Below are 1,017 nucleotides of genomic sequence, written 5' to 3' on the forward strand. Positions count from 1 at the left end.
TTTCTGTCAAACATGGTAATGCCAAACATCGGCGCGTTTATCGCGTGGGGCTTTATCACTGCTCTATTTATCCCAACCGGATGGCTACCAAATGAGACGTTAGCTTCCATGGTTGGGCCTATGATCACTTACTTGCTGCCACTACTTATCGGTTACACCGGTGGTAAGTTAGTGGGCGGCGATCGCGGCGCGGTCGTTGGTGCAATCACAACCATGGGCGTGATCGTCGGTACCGACATCCCAATGTTTATGGGCGCAATGATGGTTGGCCCAATGGGTGGCTGGGCAATCAAAAAATTCGATAACTACATCGATGGTAAAGTAAAAAGTGGCTTCGAGATGTTGGTCAACAACTTCTCTGCGGGCATCATCGGTATGCTGTGCGCCATTCTGGCTTTCTTCCTTATCGGCCCATTTGTCAAAGTGCTTTCAGGCGCATTGGCAGCTGGCGTAAACTTCCTTGTTTCAGCGCACCTTCTGCCACTGACTTCTATTTTTGTTGAGCCAGCGAAGATCCTGTTCCTAAATAACGCGATCAACCACGGCATCTTCTCTCCACTGGGTATTCAGCAAGCGTCTGAGACTGGTCAATCGATCTTCTTCTTGATCGAAGCGAACCCTGGTCCGGGCTTGGGTATCCTGCTGGCTTACATGGTGTTTGGCAAAGGTACGGCTCGCCAAACGGCTGGCGGTGCATCCATTATCCATTTCTTCGGTGGCATTCACGAGATTTACTTCCCGTATATTCTAATGAACCCACGTCTGATCCTTGCGGCTATTGCAGGTGGTATGACTGGCGTGTTCGTTCTAACCATGTTTAACGCGGGCATCGTTTCTCCAGCATCACCAGGTTCAATCTTTGCAATCTTGTTGATGACTCAGAAAGGCTCAATTGTTGGCGTTCTTGCCTCTATCGCGGCAGCAACAGGCGTGTCATTCGCGGTTGCATCTCTGCTGATGAAAACGCAAACCTCGACAGAAGAAGATGGCGATGAAGCGGCACTAGAAAAAGCCACA

1 protein-coding gene is annotated in these 1,017 nt (G+C 50.0%); it reads left to right on the forward strand.

All coding sequences use genetic code 11. The annotated features are described in order from the left end of the window. Positions 1-1,017 (forward strand): PTS mannitol transporter subunit IICBA (locus tag R7070_RS26645; RefSeq protein ID WP_318141580.1); only part of this gene is annotated, 1,017 nt, incomplete at both ends.

The sequence above is a fragment of the Vibrio sp. 1557 genome (genome assembly GCF_033340175.1).
Classification (GTDB): domain Bacteria; phylum Pseudomonadota; class Gammaproteobacteria; order Enterobacterales; family Vibrionaceae; genus Vibrio; species Vibrio alginolyticus.